This window comes from Flavobacterium ranwuense (assembly GCF_004349315.1).
Classification (GTDB): domain Bacteria; phylum Bacteroidota; class Bacteroidia; order Flavobacteriales; family Flavobacteriaceae; genus Flavobacterium; species Flavobacterium ranwuense.
This window is the reverse complement of record NZ_SMLH01000003.1, coordinates 263524-278837: the sequence shown is the minus strand read 5'-3', so window position 1 is coordinate 278837 and position 15314 is coordinate 263524. Positions and strand designations below refer to the sequence as shown.

Genomic DNA, 15314 nt, shown 5'->3' with positions numbered 1-15314 from the left:
GAATTAAACACTCTCAGTTCATAACTCATCATTCAAAACTTATAACTCTTTCAGCATCCAAACAGGACAACTGGTATGCCCCGTGCTTCCCATAGGAGAACAAATGTATTCAAAACCTACTTTCTTGTACAGTTTTTGAGCATCAAGCATAAAAGGCATTGTTTCCAAATAGCATTTTTCAAAACCAAATTCTTTGGCACTTTGCAAGCACTTGGCCATCATTTGGCTTCCTATTCCAAGACCTCTGGTTTCCGGTAGAAAATACATTTTTTGAAGTTCGCAAATGGTTTCCGCTTCATTTTCAAGTGGCGCAACACCGGCAGAACCAATGATTTTTCCATCCTTTTCCACAACAAAATAAACCGATTTTGGCTTACTGTATTCCTCAAACATTAAATCCAAATATGGATCTTCATAGGCTGTTCCAACTTTTGGAATGTTTAATTCATCAAAAACTGCTCTTATCAATTGTGCAACTGCTTGATTGTCCTCTTTTTTTATTTTTCTAATGCTGTAATTTTCCATTTTTATCAAAAACTAATTTTTTATGCAAAAGTAAAAATTGTTTAGTGTTATTTTAGAAAGTTTTAAAACTAATCTCGAAGTTTCGGGGCTAAACCCAAAATAACTACTTTTGTATTGTGAAAATACATAAAAAATACATCCGACGGTGCATCGAATTAGCCAGAAATGGCTTGGGAACAACGTATCCAAATCCTTTGGTAGGCAGTGTTATTGTTTATGAAGACAAAATCATTGGCGAAGGCTGGCATAAAAAATCGGGAGAACCACACGCCGAGGTAAACGCTGTAAATTCTGTAAAAGACAAATCGTTATTGAAAAAAGCGACTATTTATGTGAGTTTAGAACCGTGTAGTCATTTTGGCAAAACTCCGCCTTGTTGTGATTTGATTATCAAAAATAAAATCCCAAATGTCATTATAGGAACTGTTGACCCCAATGTAAAAGTGGCAGGAAACGGAATCAAAAAACTAATAGAAGCCGGAATACATGTTACCGTAGGGATTCTTGAAGAAGAATGTCATGAACTTAATAAAAGGTTCTTTACTTTTCACGAAAAGAAAAGGCCTTATATTATTTTGAAATGGGCCGAAAGTCAAGATGGTTTTATCGCGCCTAAGGAAAAATCAGAAAAAAAACCGGTCTGGATTACAAATCGGTATTCTAGACAATTGGTACATAAATGGCGAACAGACGAGCAAGCTATTCTGGTGGGAACTCAAACTGCCATTGATGATAATCCAAAATTAGACGCACGGGATTGGTCAGGAAACAATCCGATTAGAGTAGTTTTAGACCAAAACAATCGCATTCCTGAAGACAATCATGTATTTGACAATCAAGCAAAAACAATCCTATTTTCTAAATCAAAACAACCTATTAAAAAAGAAAATAGTATCTTTGAGTATATTGATTTTGAACAAAATATAGCAACCCAAATAATACAATCGCTATATCAACATCAAATTCAATCCATTATTATTGAAGGGGGACGACAAACTTTACAGACATTTATTGATGCCAATCTTTGGGACGAAGCTAGGATATTTGTTGGAAACGTAGTATTTAAAGAAGGAATTAAAGCCCCAATACTAGATAAAAACCAGTTCAAAAAGCAATCGATTGGTAATGATGAATTAATACTATCTAGAAACTATGATTAATACTATAATTTTTGATTTTGGAGATATTTTCATCAATTTAGACAAAGAAGCTCCCATTGTCGAGTTTTCTAAATTAGGTTTAAAAGAATGGACTGAGGATTTAGATGAACTAAACCTATCATTTGAAAAAGGAAAAATTTCTGAACTTCAATTCATTGAAGGCTTCCAGAAACATATGCCTAAAGCTTCAATAGATGAGATCAGGAATGCATGGAATACCATTTTATTGGATTTTCCATTGTACAGACTTGAATTTTTGCAAATGCTTTCGCAAAAATACCGTTTGTTTTTGTTAAGTAATACCGATGCAATCCACATCGATAGATTTCAGCACAAAGCCGGAATAACTTTTTACAGAGAATTTTATCAATGTTTTGAAAGAGTTTATTTTTCTTTTGAGTTAGGTATGCGAAAACCTGAAGCCGAAATTTTCAAATACTTGGTAAAGCAACATGAGTTAACTCCAAAACGCACTTTATTTATTGATGACAAAAAAGAAAATACAGATGCAGCACTTGCATTAGGATTTCAAGTTTGGAATCTACAAGTGGGAAAAGAAGATGTAGTTCATTTATTTGACAAAAAAATAATTTAAAAAAAATAATTTAAAAAAATCAATAACAATGACGTTTTGAAATTGAAATTGATTTTTGAAATTGCCATTGAACTTGAAAGACACCTACAACACTATTGAATTTCCCTCTGAAGAAGTATTATTCAAAGAAAAAAACAGTAAATTTTTTGGTTATGCATTTCCAATTCAATCAGAAGAAGAAGTAAAACCGTTAATCGAAACCTTACGAAAACAACACCCCAATGCAGGACATTTTTGTTATGCGTATCAAATAGGCGCGGATACTGTAACTTATAGAGCAAATGATGACGGCGAACCCAGTAATAGTGCAGGAATACCTATTCACGGACAAATTCAGTCTTTTTCCGTAACCAATATACTTATTGTTATAGTCCGAATATTTGGTGGCGTGAAATTAGGTGTTGGAGGATTAATCTCCGCATATAAAACGACCGCACAAATGGTTCTTGAGGCCTGTGAAATTGTCGAAAAAACAATAGATATTCATTTTACAATCACATTTGATTATAAAAACATGAATAAAGTTATGCGGGTAATCAAGGAAAAAAAACTGGAAATTGTAAGTCAAGAAATGGAAATAAATCAAGATTCAGGACTTCCGATAGGCAAAATCGAAATAAAAACCCGAAAAAAAAATGCCGAAATGGTATTCGACATTTTTAATTCAATGTTTGAAATCGATATAAAACGACTCTAATTTCTGCTCAAAATTGCTTTTTTTATAATTTATTCTATAGTTTTTAAGAGTTCCAAAATATAATCGGGCGGAGCAATAGGACGACCTGTTTTTAAGGACACAAAAACAAGAATAAATTGGGCAGTTGTTAATAACTCATCAGACTCATTATAAATAGCGCAATCAAATTCTATCTTGACAGAAGTCTGACTTTTGAAAACAGTGTGAACCGTAAGCAACTCATCATAGCGAGCTGATTTTTTATAATTTATATTCATGGAAACAATAGGAAGCGCAATCCCACTTTCTTCCATGCTTTTATACGAAATCCCTTTGTCTCTAAGCCATTCCACTCTTCCTATCTCAAAATAAGGGATGTAATTTCCATGATATACAACACCCATTTGATCCGTTTCAGAGTAACGCACCCTAACTTGTATTTGATGATCTTTCATTAATTATGTATTAAAATTTTTAAATTCAAAAAGCTCCTTACAACAATAATTCGGAAAATTATTGTCCAATATATTTTTTTTTACAGAAATTTGTTCACATATTTGTTAACCCGATAAATAATAGGAAAACACCTTTTTTTTTGTAAGATAACAATTACCAATTAAAAATAATTTAATAGAATATATGAACAAAACTGCTCAATCAGTATGGGAAAACTGTTTGTCTTTTATAAAAGACAACATTCAGGATCAAGCTTACAAAACTTGGTTCGAACCAATCAAATCAGTTGAACTTACCGATAACGCATTATATATTCAAGTTCCAAGTAAATTTTTCTATGAATGGTTAGAAGAACACTATGTGAAATTATTAAAAGTGGCGCTTACCAAAGAACTTGGAAAAAACGCTAAGTTACTTTATAAAATTAGAATGGAAAACACTTATGGCAACAAACAACCGTTTACGGAGCAATTGCCAAGTGCTAATAGAGTTCCTATGAAACCTCAAGAAGTTGATGCTCCATTCAAGAACTTAAACCCAGAATTAAAAAATCCATTTGTAATCCCGGGAATCCGAAATTTAAAAATTGAATCTCAACTTAATGCAAATTACAGTTTTGATAATTTTTTAGAAGGAGATTCTAATCGATTAGCCCGTTCAGCAGGTATGGCTGTTGCCAATAAACCTGGAGGAACTTCCTTTAATCCGTTGTTGATTTTTGGAGGAGTTGGTCTGGGAAAAACACATTTAGCGCATGCTATTGGTGTAGAAATAAAAGACAAATACCCGGAAAAAACAGTTTTATACATTTCAGCTGAGATTTTCACGCAACAATATATTGACTCGGTAAAGAAAAACAATCGAAATGATTTCATACACTTCTATCAATTAATTGACGTTTTAATTATTGATGATGTTCAGTTCCTTTCCGGAAAATCTGGAACGCAGGATGTTTTTTTCCATATTTTCAATTATTTACACCAAAATGGTAAACAGGTAATCTTGACATCTGACAAGGCGCCAGTTGACATGCAAGATATTGAACAACGGTTATTATCTCGTTTCAAATGGGGATTGTCTGCTGAATTGCACCAACCGGATTATGAAACCAGAATTTCTATCCTAAAAAATATATTATACAGAGATGGTGTTGAAATCCCTGAAGAAATAATAGAGTATGTTGCCCGTAATATCAAATCGAATGTTAGAGAACTGGAAGGAGCCATCATTTCCTTGATTGCACAATCTTCATTCAATAAAAAAGAAGTTACACTGGAACTTGCTAAAAGTGTTGTTGAAAAATTTGTTAAAAATGTAAAGCGAGAAATTTCTATCGATTACATTCAAAAAATTGTTTCTGATTACTTTCAATTGGATTTAGAAACACTTCAATCAAAAACCAGAAAAAGGCACGTTGTTCAAGCCAGACAGTTGGCAATGTTTTTTGCAAAAAAATTCACTAAAGCTTCTTTGGCAAATATAGGTTCTCAAATTGGAGACAGAGATCACGCTACCGTATTACATGCTTGTAAAACCGTTGATAATTTAGTTGCTACCGACAAACAATTCAAAAAATTTGTTGAAGACATCAATAAAAAATTAACGTTGTAAACGCATCATGTCCGTAAAAATTTTAATGATCTGTTTAGGTAATATTTGTCGGTCACCCTTGGCCGAAGGTATATTAGCCTCAAAGCTTCCAAAAAATAAATTCAAAGTTGATTCAGCAGGAACTGGTGCTTGGCACGTTGGCCATAAACCAGATTACCGTTCCATTGCTGTAGCTAAAAAGAATAAAATAAGCATTTCAGATCAAAAAGGAAGACAATTTAGTAAATCTGATTTCGATTCATTTGATTACATCTATGTAATGGATAATTCTAATTATGATGATGTTATTCAGCTTGCCGAAAGTCAAGAACAAAAACAAAAAGTACAATTAATTTTAAATGAATTATTTCCCAACGAAAAAGTAGATGTTCCGGATCCTTATTTTGGTTTACCCAATGGATTTGAAATAGTTTATAATATGCTTGATGAAGTTTGCGATGTAATTGCAAAAAAATTAATAGACAAACATCAATAACTCTCTTTGAATTTAAAATTTTTCAGAAGAAAAATTAACAGAAATTTACTCTAGAAACGTAAAACTATAGCAATGCAAACAACTACTTTATTAGGAAAATTATATTTAATCCCTACTACCATGGGCGATTGCGATCCAATGGATGTGTTGCCTCAAACCGTAAAAAGAAGCATTGATTTCATTGATTATTATATTGTTGAAAACGAAAAAACAGCCCGTAAATCTATTAAAGGCGTAAATCCTGAAAAGAAACAATCGGAGCTAAAACTTTTTGTATTAAATAAACATACCGAAACCAAAGAGCATTTAGATTTCATTAAACCTTTATTAGAAGGTAAAAACATGGGATTAATGAGTGAAGCTGGTTGCCCAGGTGTTGCTGATCCTGGCGCTGTTATTGTGAAATTGGCACATGAAAAAGGAATCCAAGTTGTACCGTTGGTTGGACCTTCTTCTATTCTTTTGGCGATGATGGCTTCAGGAATGAACGGACAAAGTTTTACGTTTAATGGTTACTTGCCTATTGAAAAAGGTAAAAAAAAGACAGCTCTGAAAAATCTGGAAAAACTATCTCAGGAGAAAAACCAATCTCAAATTTTCATTGAAACTCCGTATCGAAATAATAAAATGCTCGAGGATATTTTACAGGCTATTAATCCCGCAACTCACCTTTGTATTGCAACGGATATTACTTTACCTACAGAATATATCAAAACCATGCGAGCTTCTGATTGGAAAAAAACAAAAGTAGATTTACACAACCGCCCTACAATTTTCATCATTCACAAAATGTAATATTTCTGATTTTTGACTTTAAAACTGAGTCCAAAATCTTATTTAGAAACCAATCGCTATCATAACAATCCTAAAACACTTCTTTTTTAGCGCTACAATTTCATTTCAAAATTAAACTTTTTGAAAGATTTCCTCCTGTCTATTAAATAAACTAAAGAATTACTTACTAAAAGGTTCTTTTTTGTTTCGAAATAGTAAATACTTCGTTATTTCTTCGATATAGCAAATGGATTTTCCTGCTAAAATATTCGAACAAAATTCCTGTTTACATTAACATTATTTACAAAAAAATTAACCCGTGTACCTATGAAAAAAAGGTAATTTTACTACTGCCCACAGTCGTTTTTTGATTCAAAATTCAAAAAAAATAGAACTACTGATGTTATGAATTATAATGATATAAATAAATTGCAAAAAACAAAAAGGGGAAGAAATGAAGTAAGCCTTAACAGTTAATTTAATCATTAATGCATTGTGTATAAAATCATTAATTTAAAAGCAAAATATCATGAAATCATATATAATTGTTTTATTTTTTTTAAGTATAAGCACAATTTATTCCCAGGATAAAGAAATTAATTCAGGGCAAGGGAATATTAAAATGGAGAATTTACCGGGAGTTGTAATTAAAAGTGCCGGAAAAGATTTTTCTATATACATACCTGATAGAAACCCAGATAAAAGTGTAAGAGCACTAGAGGAAAAATTCATAGCCTATGATTTAGGTAGGGATTATGAAGGATTTGAGAATTATTTGGTGATTATGGAAACCAGTAAAGGATCATTGACTGCAACATATAATGAAAATGGTAAATTGACTAGTGTAATTGAAAATTATAAAAATATAAAACTTCCCAATAGTGTAATTTATTCCATTTATAAAAATTTCCCCGGTTGGCAGATTGTAAATGACAAGTATTTATATTCTCAAAAAGAAGGTGATATCGTTAAAAAAGAGTACAACCTTAAAATAAAAAAAGGCAACGAAGTTCGTAAATTAGTTGTTAAACCAGATGGTGAAATTGTTAAAGAAGATTAAACTGATACTAACCATAAAGAAAAAGCTGCCATTCCGGTGGCTTTTTTTTAGAATACGATTTAGCAATTTCTTTTTAACTCTAAATTAATAAGAAAGGTAAGAACTTAATTTTTTGATAATTACCAGCCCGTAAAAAATTGGAATTAGGATAAAACTACTATTTTTATCACGTAATAAATGAAATCATTTTATGAGTAAACTACCAAATATCAGCACGAGTATTTTTACGGTTATGTCAAAAATGGCAGCTGAATATAACGCCATCAATCTTTCACAAGGCTTTCCAAACTTTCCTGTTGATGAAAGATTGACTGATATTGTTGCCAAACTGGCGAAAGAAAATGTTCATCAATATATACCGATGTCAGGCTACGCGCCGTTATTATCAAAAATAGCGACACTAGTCAATAATTCCTATGGTAGAACTGTTCATCCTGAAACGGAATTATTAGTTACCGCAGGAGCGACGCAAGCCATTTTTACCACCATAACGGCTTTAGTAAAAAACAATGATGACGTAATTATCTTAGATCCGAGTTATGATTGCTATGAAGCGCCCGTATTACTATGCAACGCAAATCCTGTTCGGGTAGCACTAAACGATGATTATACTCCAAATTGGGTAATTATCGAAAAAGCATGTACTTCAAAAACCAAAATGATTATCATTAATAATCCGCATAATCCAACGGGGAAAATTTTAACTGAATCTGATTTTGAATCATTGCAAATCCTGCTGGAAAAATATCCTGACATCGTACTTCTTTCTGATGAAGTCTATGAATACATCACTTTTGAAGAAAAACATATTTCGGCTCATACCCGTGAAAAACTATTAAATCGTTGTGTGATGGTTTCCTCTTTTGGAAAATCGTTCCACGTAACAGGATGGAAAGTGGGCTATCTGGTAGCTCCAGAATACTTAATGACAGAAATCAAAAAAGTCCATCAGTTTTTAGTTTTTAGCGTAAATAGCATTTGTCAGGTTGCCATTAGCGAGTATCTAGACATCGTTTCAATAGCTGAAATCGGGAAACTATATCAGAAAAAACGAGATTACTTTAGACAATTATTAAAAGACAGCCGCTTCAAACTCATGCCGTGCGAGGGAACTTATTTTCAGGTAGTTTCGTACGCAACTATATCAAATGAGAATGATGTTGATTTTTGCAAACGCCTCATTATGGAACATGGCGTGGCTGCAATTCCTATTTCTACTTTTTATGCCGATGGAAAAGACCTGAAATTAATACGTTTCTGTTTTGCTAAAGACAACGCTACGCTGGAAGAAGCTGCTAAAAGACTGTCTGCTATTTAAAAGAAACGATTTTGTTTTTTTATTATGCATGCATACTATTTAATTTATTATATTTACAATAAAAAAAATAAAACATATGAGTTATACAGATAAAATGTTGCGTGACGATGCTCTAAAAGGCAAAGTGATTGTCGTAACCGGAGGCGGAAGCGGTTTAGGAAAAGCAATGACTAAATATTTCTTGGAATTAGGTGCACAAGTTGCCATTACGTCCAGAGATTTAGAAAAACTAAAAAATACTGCTGCAGAACTGGAAACGGAAACGGGTGGAGAATGTCTACCAATTCAATGTGATGTGCGTCATTATGAAGAAGTGGAAAATATGCTCCAAGAAGTTTTGAAAGCTTTTGGCAAAGTTGATGTTTTGCTTAATAATGCTGCCGGAAATTTTATTTCTCCAACCGAAAGATTATCTGCAAATGCTTTTGATACTGTAATTGATATTGTTTTAAAAGGCACCAAAAACTGTACACTTGCTTTTGGAAAACATTGGATTGACACCAAACAGAAATCATCTACCATTTTGAATATTGTAACGACTTATGCCTGGACGGGTTCTGCTTATGTAGTGCCTAGTGCTACTGCAAAAGCTGGAGTTTTGGCCATGACACGAAGTCTTGCGGTAGAATGGGCAAAATATGGAATTCGTTCTAATGCGATTGCACCGGGACCATTCCCAACTAAAGGAGCATGGGACCGATTGTTACCCGGAGATTTAGCTGAAAAATTTGATATGGCTAAAAAAGTACCGTTAAAACGTGTGGGAGATCATCAGGAATTAGCCAATTTAGCGGCTTATTTAGTTTCTGATTTTTCAGCATATGTAAATGGCGAAGTAGTTGTCATTGATGGCGGTGAATGGCTGAAAGGCGCCGGTCAATTTAATATTCTGGAAGCTATTCCAGAAGAACTTTGGGATCAGTTGGAAATGATGATCAAAGCAAAGAAAAATAAATAATAGTTTTATAAAATATAAAAGAGAGTCATTCACATGGCTCTCTTTTTTGTTTCTGCTAATTTTTATTATTCTCCAAGGCATCTAGAATTTCACTTTTCAGCAAACCGCTTCCGCCGCCATAATGCTGCACAATAATTATATTTGGATTCTGGTTATTGAAAAAAGCACACAAATTAGTTTCACTTTCTTCCTGAATTCCGGAACCCAACAACACAAGTGAAAAATCTTTTCTTAGAAAAATTTCCTTAGCTTCCTCATCATTCATAACGCCTACTCCATTCCAATTATCGTTTGCATTTATTAATCGGACTACAGTTGCCAAAATTTCGAGATGTCTTCCTATGTATAAAATATTTATGGTTTCCATCATTCTTCTTTTATAAAAAAACAAACCTCAAATAATTAATTCTTTGAGGTTTGTTTGTATTTATTTTAAAATTATTGTTGCAAAAATTGCAATTCGATATTCAAACGAACTTCTTCGCTTACTAAAACACCACCTGTTTCAAGAGCAGAATTCCAGTTTAATCCCCAATCTTTTCTGTTGATTTTTCCTTCTAATGAAAGTGCCATTTTGATATTACCCCATGGATCTTTTATTAATCCTCCATATCCTGCAGCTAATTTTACTGATTTTGTAACACCGTGCAATGTTAAATCTCCAACCAATTCATATTCACCTTCATTAATTTTGGTGAAAGAAGTTGCGCTAAATTTAATTTCTGGAAACTGCGCAGCATCAAAAAAATCCGGGCTCAATAAATGAGTATCTCTATCCACATTTCCTGTTGTTATAGAATCAATTGCTCCTGTGAATTCAATTTTTGCGTTTTCAAAATCGTTGTCTTCTGATTCAATCGTTGCATCAAATTTTGAAAATTTACCTGAAACATTAGTGAACATCATGTGTTTCACTTTAAAACCAATTTCTGAGTGTGTGGGGTCAATTACCCATTTTATTGTTGACATAGTATTATTAGTTATTTCTATTATTCATTTATTTAATTACAATTTCATGGGTATTTCCATCAAAAGGATTTCGGCATTGGCGGAATTAGCGGTAATTTTAATAGTATTGGTATCCCAAATTCCTAATCCGTCACGTTCATTTAAAGCGATATTTCCTATGGTGAAATCCCCTTTCAAAACAAAAGCATATATTCCATTTCCTGTTTTTTTCAATTCATACAGAGTAGAAAAATCATTGTCAAATTTCCCAATATGAAACCAGGCATCTTGATGAATCCAAACCCCATCATCCTCTGGATTTGGCGATAAAATTTGCTGCAATTTATTGTGACGATCATTTAAGTCTAAAGTAATTTGATCATAACGAGGCGTTACATTTTTCTGATTCGGATAAATCCAAATCTGCAAAAATTTAACCAACTGATCTTTATTTTTATTGTACTCGCTATGAAAAATTCCGGTACCGGCACTCATGGCTTGAATATCACCTTCTTTGATTACGGTAGAATTTCCCATACTGTCTTGATGTTCTAAATCACCATCCAGCGGAATAGAAATAATTTCCATATTGTCATGCGGATGTTCCCCAAAACCCATTCCTTGATTGACTCTGTCATCATTCAAAACGCGCAGCACGCCAAAATTCATACGCTCTGGATTTTGATAATTCGCAAAACTAAAAGTATGATACGATTCTAACCAACCGTGATTGGCATGACCGCGAGTATTTGCTTTATGCAAAACTGAATTGGTAATTACACCTTCTAATATTTTATTTGTATTCTCCATTGTTCTGTTCATTAATAATATGATGCAAAGTTGCGTCAAAAAAAAAGCGCATGCATTGAACTAGGACAAGAAATGAAAAATAACAAGAATTTATAGTTTAGCCATTTTAGTCCTTATTTTACTTAAAAACTCAGCCGAAATACCCAAATAAGAAGCAATGTAATGCTGGGCAACGCGCTGTGAAAGTGTGGGATAATGTTCGAGAAACTCTAAATATTTCTCGGTAGCAGTTTTAGAAATAGTATTGAATAAGCGTTCTTGAGTAACAGCAAGATTGCGTTGCATTAATATCCTGAAAGCTCTTTCAAACTTCGGTGCTTTAGCGAATAACTCTTCTTTAGTGTCTGGACTAAACATAAAGAACTCACAATCTTCCAATGTTTCAATATATACCCGACTCGGTTTATCTTCATAAATACTAAAAGAAATATCGCTCACCCAAGCATTTTCGATGGCAAATTGTAGAATGACTTCAAAACCATTGGCATCAATATAATATTTCCGGACACAACCTTTGATAACAAAAGCTTCAAAATTGCACATCTCGCCTTCATGAAGTAAAATCGTTTTCTTAGGAACAGATTTATATTCCAATAAAGAATTGAAAATTTCTAATTCTTCAGGATCAAGAGCGACATAGCGGCTTATGTTTTTATTGATTTGTGAATACAAAGCAGTCTGTTTTAGAAACTAAAGATAGAAAAAAATGTCAATTAATAACGACCCATAAATATATTAAATTAGCAAGATTTCCTCAAAAAACAAAATCCACTCCCAATTAAATTCCTATTTTTGTCGGGATAAAATACATAACAAAAAAATTATGCTCATTATAGGAATTGCAGGTGGTACAGGAAGCGGAAAAACAACCGTTGTACATCAAATTATGAATGAATTACCAGAAACCGAAGTAGGAATTATTTCGCAAGACTCGTATTATAAAGAAAATCACGGACTGTCATTTGATGAAAGAGCATTAATTAATTTTGATCATCCGCGTGCCATTGATTTCGAATTATTGGTAACTCACCTTAAAGATTTAAAAGAAGGAAACAACATTCATCAACCCGTTTATTCGTTTGTAACGCACAATAGAACGGACGATACGGTTTTCACACATCCTAGAAAAGTAATGATTGTAGAAGGAATTTTAATTTTGGCAAACCCAGAATTAAGAGAATTATTCGATGTGAAAATTTATGTCCATGCTGATTCTGACGAACGATTAATCCGTCGTATGAAACGCGATATCGCTGAACGTGGCCGAGATATGCATGAAGTAATCAACAGATACCAAACAACATTAAAGCCAATGCACGAACAGTTTATAGAACCAACTAAAGCATTTGCAGACATCATCATACCAAACGACAAATACAATACGGTCGCCATTGATGTAGTTCGTGCGGTAATAAATCAAAAAATTCTATAATTTAGTGTAATTTTAGTGTAATAATTATTAAGAGCTATTTCCCGCTTTCCGTTTCAATCTTTTAGTAGGTGAATCTTCCTTCGTCATCATCACCTACTAAAAGGATTTTCACTGTAATCGGGGCTAAAAAAAATAAAAAATGACAAATCCGTATAAAGACAAACCTTGGTTTAAATTTTTAAGTAACAAATATGTCTGGGTCTTGTTATTTTTTGCTGCCTGGATGATTTTTCTGGATAACTATTCCTATTTCGGACATCGTGTTCTAGACAAACAAATCAACGAATTGGAAGACAATGCAAATTATTATAAGGAAGAAATAAAAAAAGACCAAGAGAATATCAAGCAGTTAAAAAACTCAGAACAGATAGAAAAATACGCCCGAGAGAAATACTATATGAAAAAAGATAGTGAAGATATTTATATCATTGAATTCGAAGGCGACACGATTGAAAAATAAAACACAAAGTTCAGCTCACTCTCCCCCGAAACTTCGGGACGGAGAAGGCTGGGATTAGAAAAACCATAAACAAAATGACAACAAATCTTTTCGATGATTTCAATCCCATTTCTTCCAAACAATGGAAACAAAAAATTCAGTTTGAACTCAATGGAGCTGATTATAATGAAACCTTAGTTTGGAATTCTCCCGAAGACATCCAAGTGAAACCTTTTTATCACAAAGATGAGTTCTCAAAAGTTTTTTCGGTAACTACAAAAGCGACAAATTTCAGAATTTGCCAAAACGTATTTGTTTACGATATTGAAAAATCAATCGAAAGAGCATTAGATTCCTTGAGTCGTGGTGCTGATAGTCTTCGTTTTACAATAGAAAACGAGTCTATCGATGTTACCAATCTATTGGAGAAATTACCTTTAGAAAAAGTTACCGTTTACTTTCATTTGGATTTTATCTCAATCGATTTCGTCAAAAAAATTGATGCTTTTGCAAAGAAAAACAATACTACTATTTTCTGTAATCTGGATCCAATCGGGCAATTAGCCAAAGATGGAAACTGGTTTACAACCAAAGAAAAAAGCAATTTTGACACCCTGAATTTACTTTCTGCAGCAACAACATCTGTATCGTTAATAAGCATCAATGCGTCATTGTATCAAAATGCCGGAGCCAACATGGTGCAGCAAATTGCCTATAGTTTAGGACATGCCAATGAATATTTCAATAGAATTGAAGCTATAAATAAACCCATTGTTTTTGAAGTTGCCGTTGGGACAAATTACTTTTTTGAAATTGCAAAACTGCGTGCCTTACGATTACTTTTTAATGTGATTGCCAAAGAATACAACCACAACTTAGATTGCAACATCATCGTTTCGCCTACAAAACGAAACAAAACATTATACGATTTTAACGTAAATATGTTGCGAACCACTACCGAGTGTATGAGTGCTATTATTGGCGGAGCAGATGCTATTGCAAACTTACCTTACGATGCGTTGTACCACAAAGACAATGAATTTGGAGACCGAATCGCGAGAAATCAATTGTTGATTCTCAAAAATGAAAGTTATTTTGACAAAGTTAATAATCCAGCTGACGGCAGTTATTATATCGAAAATCTTACCAATCAATTAGCTGAAAAATCATTGGCTTTATTCAAAGATATTGAGGCAAATGGCGGTTTCTTGAAACAACTTAACGATGGAATCATCAAAAGAAAAATTCAGGAAAGTGCAGATACGGCTCAAGCATTATTTGACAACGGTAAAGAAATTTTATTGGGAACAAACAAACATCCCAACAAACAGGATACCATGAAACATGATTTAGAGCTGTTCCCTTTTGTAAAAGTCAAACCAAGAAAAACATTGATTACACCCATAATCGAAAAACGATTGGCAGAAAAAATAGAACAAGAGCGATTGGATCTTGAATAGTCAGTCAGATTTTGTTATTTGATTTAATACCATTGCAAAAGAGTATATTTACTTTACTAAAAAAACAAAATAATGGAAGCCATAAGACAAATCGTTAAGGTGAGAAATCACAAAATAAATATCACACTGCCCGATGATTTTAATGCTGATGAAGTAGAAGTGATTATTCTTCCTAAATCGAATAATGTGGAAATCCCTCAATGGCAAATAGACCAAGTTAGAGAAAGAACGGAGAAATATCTTAAAAATCCTTCTTCAGCTCAAGACATTGATGATTTTCTAAAAGAAATTGACGGTGAAATATAAAATTGTAATTGTAGAGGAAGCTAAACTTGATTTCAAAACAACTTTGGATTGGTACAAAAGCATTCAGCCTAAACTAGGAGAAAGGTTCACCAAGTCTTTTAGAGAAAGTTTAAAAATAATTAAGTTAAATCCGCTACTGTTTCAAATAAGATATGACAATTCTAGAGTGGCTTTAATTGAAAATTTTCCATACTTAATTCATTTCAATAGTTACGATAACATAATTGTAATTAAAGCTATTTTTCATACTTCAAGAAATGCTGAAATATGGATTGAAAGGAATTAAAAATTTCAAAAAACTATAATCTTTG

20 protein-coding genes are annotated in these 15314 nt (G+C 32.9%); 14 read left to right on the top strand and 6 right to left on the bottom strand.

Going from position 1 to position 15314, the window contains the following annotated elements:
* Nucleotides 1–39: 39 nt before the first annotated feature.
* Nucleotides 40–525: a GNAT family N-acetyltransferase gene (locus tag E0I61_RS07825; RefSeq protein ID WP_131992276.1), complete on the bottom strand. Its 486-nt coding sequence runs from the start codon at nt 523–525 to the stop codon at nt 40–42.
* Nucleotides 526–641: 116 nt separating this feature from the next.
* On the opposite strand from E0I61_RS07825, the gene ribD reads away from it, so the two are divergent.
* The 3 genes from ribD (at nt 642) to E0I61_RS07810 (ending at nt 2977) form a co-directional block, all read left to right on the top strand.
* Nucleotides 642–1685, top strand: a complete 1044-nt coding sequence (ribD, locus tag E0I61_RS07820; protein WP_132070499.1) for a bifunctional diaminohydroxyphosphoribosylaminopyrimidine deaminase/5-amino-6-(5-phosphoribosylamino)uracil reductase RibD — start codon at nt 642–644, stop codon at nt 1683–1685.
* The gene (locus E0I61_RS07815) at nt 1678–2280 is read left to right on the top strand and encodes an HAD family hydrolase (protein ID WP_131992271.1); all 603 of its coding nucleotides are present in this window, start codon (nt 1678–1680) and stop codon (nt 2278–2280) included. The genes ribD and E0I61_RS07815 overlap by 8 nt, the downstream gene beginning before the upstream one ends.
* Nucleotides 2281–2347: 67 nt before the next feature.
* Nucleotides 2348–2977 (top strand): IMPACT family protein, encoded by a 630-nt coding sequence (locus E0I61_RS07810; protein ID WP_132070616.1) that lies wholly within the window; start codon nt 2348–2350, stop codon nt 2975–2977.
* A 29-nt stretch (nt 2978–3006) separates the two neighbouring features.
* On the opposite strand, the gene E0I61_RS07805 is transcribed toward E0I61_RS07810, so the two are convergent.
* Nucleotides 3007–3411: an acyl-CoA thioesterase gene (locus tag E0I61_RS07805; protein ID WP_131992268.1), complete on the bottom strand. Its 405-nt coding sequence runs from the start codon at nt 3409–3411 to the stop codon at nt 3007–3009.
* A gap of 184 nt (nt 3412–3595) precedes the next feature.
* Between E0I61_RS07805 and dnaA the strand changes: the two genes are divergently transcribed.
* From dnaA to E0I61_RS07775, 6 genes are all read left to right on the top strand, one after another.
* Nucleotides 3596–5023 (top strand): chromosomal replication initiator protein DnaA, encoded by a 1428-nt coding sequence (gene dnaA, locus E0I61_RS07800; RefSeq protein ID WP_035674283.1) that lies wholly within the window; start codon nt 3596–3598, stop codon nt 5021–5023.
* Between the two features lie 7 nt (nt 5024–5030).
* Nucleotides 5031–5498 (top strand): low molecular weight protein-tyrosine-phosphatase, encoded by a 468-nt coding sequence (locus E0I61_RS07795; RefSeq protein ID WP_131992265.1) that lies wholly within the window; start codon nt 5031–5033, stop codon nt 5496–5498.
* Nucleotides 5499–5570: 72 nt separating this feature from the next.
* Nucleotides 5571–6293, top strand: coding sequence for an SAM-dependent methyltransferase (locus E0I61_RS07790; RefSeq protein WP_132070496.1), 723 nt, complete (start codon nt 5571–5573; stop codon nt 6291–6293).
* Nucleotides 6294–6801: 508 nt separating this feature from the next.
* The gene (locus E0I61_RS07785; protein WP_132070494.1) at nt 6802–7332 is read left to right on the top strand and encodes a hypothetical protein; all 531 of its coding nucleotides are present in this window, start codon (nt 6802–6804) and stop codon (nt 7330–7332) included.
* A 190-nt stretch (nt 7333–7522) separates the two neighbouring features.
* Nucleotides 7523–8650, top strand: a complete 1128-nt coding sequence (locus E0I61_RS07780) for a methionine aminotransferase (RefSeq protein WP_132070492.1) — start codon at nt 7523–7525, stop codon at nt 8648–8650.
* A 76-nt stretch (nt 8651–8726) separates the two neighbouring features.
* Entirely contained in the window at nt 8727–9608 is an 882-nt protein-coding gene (locus tag E0I61_RS07775; RefSeq protein ID WP_165930193.1) for an SDR family oxidoreductase, read from the top strand.
* 55 nt (nt 9609–9663) lie between these two features.
* Here the strand turns inward: E0I61_RS07775 and E0I61_RS07770 are convergent, their stop codons facing one another.
* The 4 genes from E0I61_RS07770 to E0I61_RS07755 all read right to left on the bottom strand — a co-directional run bounded on the left by E0I61_RS07770 (nt 9664) and on the right by E0I61_RS07755 (nt 12038).
* Nucleotides 9664–9978: a response regulator gene (locus E0I61_RS07770; protein ID WP_132070490.1), complete on the bottom strand. Its 315-nt coding sequence runs from the start codon at nt 9976–9978 to the stop codon at nt 9664–9666.
* Between the two features lie 68 nt (nt 9979–10046).
* Nucleotides 10047–10577: a YceI family protein gene (locus tag E0I61_RS07765; protein ID WP_132070488.1), complete on the bottom strand. Its 531-nt coding sequence runs from the start codon at nt 10575–10577 to the stop codon at nt 10047–10049.
* A gap of 36 nt (nt 10578–10613) precedes the next feature.
* Entirely contained in the window at nt 10614–11366 is a 753-nt protein-coding gene (locus tag E0I61_RS07760; protein ID WP_132070486.1) for a pirin family protein, read from the bottom strand.
* 90 nt (nt 11367–11456) lie between these two features.
* Complete coding sequence (locus E0I61_RS07755; protein WP_132070484.1) at nt 11457–12038, bottom strand: Crp/Fnr family transcriptional regulator; 582 nt, start codon at nt 12036–12038, stop codon at nt 11457–11459.
* A gap of 151 nt (nt 12039–12189) precedes the next feature.
* On the opposite strand from E0I61_RS07755, the gene udk reads away from it, so the two are divergent.
* The 5 genes from udk (at nt 12190) to E0I61_RS07730 (ending at nt 15289) form a co-directional block, all read left to right on the top strand.
* Complete coding sequence (udk, locus tag E0I61_RS07750) at nt 12190–12798, top strand: uridine kinase (RefSeq protein WP_131992241.1); 609 nt, start codon at nt 12190–12192, stop codon at nt 12796–12798.
* Between the two features lie 139 nt (nt 12799–12937).
* Nucleotides 12938–13258 carry an FtsB family cell division protein gene (locus E0I61_RS07745; RefSeq protein ID WP_132070482.1) on the top strand — a complete coding sequence of 107 codons (321 nt, stop codon included), beginning with the start codon at nt 12938–12940 and terminating at the stop codon, nt 13256–13258.
* 74 nt (nt 13259–13332) lie between these two features.
* Nucleotides 13333–14697, top strand: a complete 1365-nt coding sequence (locus E0I61_RS07740; RefSeq protein WP_131992238.1) for a methylmalonyl-CoA mutase subunit beta — start codon at nt 13333–13335, stop codon at nt 14695–14697.
* Between the two features lie 72 nt (nt 14698–14769).
* Entirely contained in the window at nt 14770–15003 is a 234-nt protein-coding gene (locus tag E0I61_RS07735) for a hypothetical protein (RefSeq protein WP_132070480.1), read from the top strand.
* Nucleotides 14993–15289 (top strand): type II toxin-antitoxin system RelE/ParE family toxin, encoded by a 297-nt coding sequence (locus tag E0I61_RS07730; RefSeq protein WP_131992232.1) that lies wholly within the window; start codon nt 14993–14995, stop codon nt 15287–15289. Before E0I61_RS07735 ends, E0I61_RS07730 begins: the two co-directional genes overlap by 11 nt.
* Nucleotides 15290–15314 lie beyond the last annotated feature (25 nt).